The following is a 5,187-nucleotide window of genomic DNA, read 5'->3' as shown; positions in this document are numbered from 1 at the left end:
TTTTATAAGACCCAGGCCACGAGTCGCCGGGTCGCCGCCTGCAGGACGGCGACCGGGCGTCGCCCTACCCCGCTTACCCCGCCGTCGGCCCCCGGCGGCGTGGCCGTACCCACCCCGGCACGCGTTCCAGGCACAGCAGCGCCTCGTCCATCCCCACGGCCACCGCGCCGTCGGGGGTGACCGCCACCGCGCGGACCGGGGGACCGGGGCGGAAGGTGAGGCGGGCGCGGGTTTCGAGGTCGCGGAGTTCGACGAGACCGTCGGCCCAGGCGATCGCGAGCAGGGTGCCCTCGGGGGTCTCCGTGGCGTGCAACGAGACGACGGGGACGCGGCGTTCGGCGATCGGGGCGGGGTCGGGGTCCCGGCCCGGGATCCAGCGGCGCACGGTGCCGTCCTGGCCGCCGCTGCAGAGGAAGGGGCCCTTCTCCGTCTCGACGGCCGTCACCGCCGTGACGCGACCGCTGTGCAGGGCGGCCTGGTGAATGCCCGTCAGGCCGAAGGCGTGGACCGAGCCGAGCCGGTCGCCCACCACCACCGAGCCGCCGATCGCCGCGAGTGCCGTGCCGGGGTGTCGGGTGAGGGTCGCCGCGACGGCGGTCGTGAGCCGTTCCAGGTACGGCGGCCGGGGTTCGGGCCCGGGGACGGGCAGCAGCCGGCCCCGTTCGTCCAGGAGCAGGAGCGTGCCGTCCGGCGCCGGTGCGAGCGTCTTGATCCGGCCGCCGGAGGGGCTCCGCAGCGGCTCGCCGCCGGTCGTCGCGTCGGCCGCGCCGAGGACCTGGACGGCGTCCGTCGTACCCGCGACCAACAGGCGGTCGTCCGCTGCCCCCAGGGCCGTGACCGGCCCGGGCCACGGCGGGGTCAGGTCGCCCCGTACCCGCGTCCACCGCACCCGCCAGGGCGCCTCGGCCGCGAGCGCGCGCAGCGCCGGAAGCAGTCGCGGATCCGCCCCGTCCCCGAGGGCGCCGAGCAGCACGACGGCCCGGTCGGCCGGATGCTGCTCACGACAGAGGGACTGCCCGGTACGCAGCCACGCCGACCGCAGACCACCCCGGTCGTCACCGGGACCGGTCACGTAAGCGGTGGTGACCCGCAGCGGATCGGCGGTACAGACCGCAACCGGGTCAGCCAGATCGACCGCGTGCCGCACCTCGTACGGCTCCGCCCCGGCCGCCCAGCCAGGGCCCCAGTCCCCGTCCGAGTCCCAGGCCGCCTCCGCCGCGTCACTCAGCGCCGAACCCGACCCGGAGCCCAGGTCCGAACCCGACCCGGAACCCGAGCCCTTACTCGCACCCGAACCCTCAGCCGAGCCCTTACCCGAACGCGCCGCCGAGCCCTTGCCCGCGGCCTCACGCGCGCCCTTGCCCGCGCCCGGTCCCGATCCGGCGCCCTTGCCCGCAGCGCCCGGCACCTGCCCCGAAGCGGACCCCGAGCCCAGACCCTGACCCAGACCCGGGCCCGCCCCCGAGCCCCGGCCCGACTCCCCCCGCCCCGCGGCGTCTTCGGAGTCGTCGTCCAGGTCGACCACCATGACGCGGGCCGTGGCCGTCAGGAGGTCGTACGACGGTGTGCCCTTGCAGGTCTCCACGACGAGGCGGACTCGCCCCGACGCGGCGAGTTCGGCGATCAGTTCGGCGATCGCCTCCGGTTCGGCGGCGGCGTGCAGGTCCGGCAGGACCAGGGCCGCGCGCCGCGCCTCCGTCGTCGCGACGGCCTGGACGAGTTCGCCGGGCGTGCGGGCCACGACGCCGAGCCGGTTCGCGACCGTCCAGGCCGCGCCGAGCGCACACTGGCCGGCGAGCGGGATCAGCTCGCGCGCCGCACGCCTGCGGCGCGCGCCCGCGCGCGTGCCGTGGGTCGCGAGCCAGCCGAGGAGCGCGGACTTGCCCCGGCGGGGGCCGCCGACGACCAGGCAGAGGCGCGGGGCGTCCGGGGCGGTGAGCCAGCCGAGCAGGGCCGCCGCCTCGGCCTCCGTACCCGCTGCCGGGCGGTCTCCACGGACGGATCCGGTCACGGGCACCTTCCCCACGCCGGGGACGGAGTCGCGGACGGCATGGGACACCTCACGGACGGCGCTGTACGGACGGGACGACGGCGACAACCCACGCGAGGGGCCGGCCGACGGCAACGACCTTAGTCGTCAGTCCGCCGATCCGGTGAAATGCTCCCTGACAAGTGACTGCACGACGGTGACATCCTGGGCGATCAGCGCGTCGAGGAGGGCGGTGTGTTCCGCCGCGTCCGCCACGAGGTCGCCGTGCCGGGTCACCGGGCCGCTCACCAGAGGCCATTGGGACCTGCGGTGGAGGTCGTCGGCGACGACGAGGAGCTGTTCGTTGCCCGCGAGGGAGAGGACGGCGCGGTGGAAGGCGCGGTCGGCCTCGGCGTAGTGGGCCCGGTCGCCGCGGGCGGCGGCGGTCGAGGTGGCCTCGGCGAGCGGCCTGAGCTCGGCCCAGCGGGCGGCCGGGACCGTGCGGGCGAGCCGCAGCATGATCGGGACCTCGATGAGCGCGCGCACCTCGGCCAGCTCGGCGAGTTCGCGCGGGGTGCGCTCGGTGACGCGGAAGCCCCGGTTGGGTACGACTTCCACGGCGCCCTCGACGGCCAGCTGCTGCATCGCCTCCCGTACGGGGGTCGCGGAGACGCCGAAGCGCTCGGCGAGGACGGGGGCGGAGTACACCTCTCCGGGGACCAGTTCGCCGCCGACGAGCGCGGTGCGCAGGGCCTGGAGGATCTGGCCGCGCACCGAGTGGCGCCGGACGGTACGTGGGGCGCCCTCCCGCGCCGGAGCGGGGACGTAGGCGGGGGCCGTCAGCCGGGGCGCGGGCGGCTCGCTGTGGGTGTGCTCGCCCCGTGCGGACGACGACTCGCCGCGTACAGCCAACGGCTCGTCCCGTGCGGACGTCGGCTCACCCCGTACCCCCGACAGACCCTCGGTCGGCGGCACCGCCCCCGCCGCTCCCCGCACCTGTTCCGGGACCCGTACCGAACCGTCGTACGACAGGTACGACTGCTCGCGCGCTCTGCCCTGCTCCACCCGGGTCCTCCTGCGGGGTCGTGCCGGGCCTGGCTCGCGATACCGAGGCCCCCTGTGCACGATAGGCGGACGGGGCCGCAGTTCAAACCTCGGACGCATCGGGTAAGGTAAGGCTAACCTGCTAACGATCGCGATTCGGTGGTCCCGTATGGCCCTCCCCGCTCTGCTCCCCGCCCCGTTCACCTCGCCCGTCGCGGCCTCGTACGCCCGCCTCGGCGAGGTGTTCCCCAGCCTGCGGATAGAGGAACTGGGCAGCCACGAGCAGACGCCGCGCGGGGCGGGCTGGGTCGGGGCGGACGAGCTCGCGGCCGGCGGAGCCACCCTCGACGCCTTCCTGGCCTGGGACAACGCGCAGGTGCTGCGCGACTACGGGCAGCAGGCCCGACCCGACGTGGTCGCCAGCTTCGGGCTGCACCGGTACGCCTGGCCCGCCTGCCTCCTGGTCACGGTCCCCTGGTTCCTGCACCGCAGGGTCCCGCGCCTGCCCGCCCGTAACGTCTCCTTCCAGCGGGCCCTGGGGCGGATGGCCGTCCGGATCGAGGAGTTCGCCTGCCTGCCTGGCGACCCCGCCGCCGAGCTGCCCGGCGCGCGGGTCGTGCCGGACGAGGAGGCGCTGCGCGCCGAGGCCAGGGCCGCGCTCGCCGAGCACTTCGAGGAGGTCCTGGCCGGCTTCGGGCCCCGGATGCGGCGCGGGAAGCGGGCGCTGTGGGGGATGGCGACGGACGAGATCGTCGAGGGCCTCTGGTACATCTCCGCGCTGCTCGGCGAGGAGGAGCGGGGGATGGCCGAGCTGGAGCTGCTGATGCCCGGTACGGCCAAGCCGTACGCCGGGGCCGCGGGCTTCCGCGAGCTGCCGGGGGCCGAGGCGCCCGACGGCACGCCCCGCGCCACCCGGGACCGGGCGACCTGCTGCTTCTTCTACACGCTTCGCCCTGAGGACACCTGCCTGACGTGCCCGCGGACCTGCGACGCGGAGCGGGTCCGCCGGCTCGCCGCGACCGCCTGACGGTTCCTTCCGCCACCCAGCCGACGAGCCGTCGGATTACGCCACTCGTACGAGTGGCATGAATCGAACGCAACTCCCTTGCATGGTCCAGTCGTTCGACCGGATCGCACCTATTCGTATGCCGTCCGACCCCAATGGCGTGCTCTTGCCGAGAAACCACATGTGGGGCCTCCGGGGTCGGCAAGTATGGGCGGCCGAAACGCCCTACTGCGATGCAAGGGACACCGCATGAGACTGACCGACATATCGCTGGACTGGCTGCTTCCTGGTGGCGTCATGGTGGCCGGAGTCCTGACGGCGGTCGCGGTGCTCGCGCGCGGCAAGCGCGCCGGTGACCAGGCCGCGGCCGAGGACTCCTGGGAACGCAATGAGGAACGCCGCCGACGCAAGGAAGCCATCTACGGAACCGCCTCCTACGTCCTGCTCTTCTGCTGCGCGGCCGTCGCCGCCGCGCTCTCCTTCCACGGCCTCGTCGGCTTCGGCCGGCAGAACCTGAACCTCACCGGGGGCTGGGAGTACCTGGTCCCCTTCGGCCTCGACGGGGCGGCGATGTTCTGCTCCGTCCTCGCGGTCCGCGAGGCGAGCCACGGCGACGCGGCGCTCGGCTCGCGCCTGCTCGTCTGGCTGTTCGCGGGCGCGGCGGCCTGGTTCAACTGGGTGCACGCACCGCGCGGTCTGGGCCACGACGGCGCGCCGCAGTTCTTCGCGGGCATGTCCCTCTCGGCCGCGGTCCTCTTCGACCGGGCGCTCAAGCAGACCCGCCGGGCGGCGCTGCGCGAGCAGGGCCTCGTGCCGCGTCCGCTGCCGCAGATCCGGATCGTACGGTGGCTGCGGGCGCCCAGGGAGACCTTCGCCGCGTGGTCGCTGATGCTCCTCGAAGGCGTACGGACGCTGGACGAGGCCGTCGACGAGGTGCGGGAGGACCGGCGCGAGAAGGAGCAGAACCGGCACCGCAGGCGCGAGCAGGGGAAGCTCGACCGGGCCAGGATCAAGGCGATCAACCGCCAGCACCGGGCCTTCGGCCTGGGGCGCGGGGGCGGCCGTCAGGTCGACGTGCCGTCCCTTGCCGCCGGCGGTGGCTCGGTGGCACCGTCCCTGAACTCCGGCGCGGGCTCCGCGACGCCGTCCGTGGGGACGGCCGTCGCGG

The 5,187-nt window shown here is 74.9% G+C and carries 4 protein-coding genes; 2 read left to right on the top strand and 2 right to left on the bottom strand.

From position 1 onward, the window contains the following. Positions 1-73: 73 nt before the first annotated feature. Positions 74-2,011 carry a WD40 repeat domain-containing protein gene (locus ACFWRO_RS36920; protein ID WP_384519049.1) on the bottom strand — a complete coding sequence of 646 codons (1,938 nt, stop codon included), beginning with the start codon at positions 2,009-2,011 and terminating at the stop codon, positions 74-76. A 126-nt stretch (positions 2,012-2,137) separates the two neighbouring features. Then, complete coding sequence (locus ACFWRO_RS36915; RefSeq protein WP_384519046.1) at positions 2,138-3,034, bottom strand: GntR family transcriptional regulator; 897 nt, start codon at positions 3,032-3,034, stop codon at positions 2,138-2,140. A gap of 148 nt (positions 3,035-3,182) precedes the next feature. Here ACFWRO_RS36915 and ACFWRO_RS36910 point away from each other — a divergent pair, with 148 nt between their 5' ends. Together ACFWRO_RS36910 and ACFWRO_RS36905 are read left to right on the top strand one after the other, a co-directional pair. Further along, positions 3,183-4,040 carry a (2Fe-2S)-binding protein gene (locus ACFWRO_RS36910; protein ID WP_384519043.1) on the top strand — a complete coding sequence of 286 codons (858 nt, stop codon included), beginning with the start codon at positions 3,183-3,185 and terminating at the stop codon, positions 4,038-4,040. Between the two features lie 228 nt (positions 4,041-4,268). Then, positions 4,269-5,187, top strand: a 919-nt coding sequence (locus ACFWRO_RS36905; RefSeq protein ID WP_384519041.1) for a DUF2637 domain-containing protein, incomplete at its 3' end; no start/stop codon positions are given.

The organism is Streptomyces sp. NPDC058579, assembly GCF_042718575.1.
Classification (GTDB): Bacteria; Actinomycetota; Actinomycetes; order Streptomycetales; family Streptomycetaceae; genus Streptomyces.
Note: the sequence above shows the minus strand (reverse complement) of the source record. Positions and strands in the feature narration are given on the sequence as shown.

Excerpts from the sequence above, each read along its gene's own strand:
- ACFWRO_RS36910 (WP_384519043.1), top strand. The coding sequence starts at position 3,183 with ATGGCCCTCCCCGCTCTGCTCCCCGCCCCGTTCACCTCGCCCGTCGCG.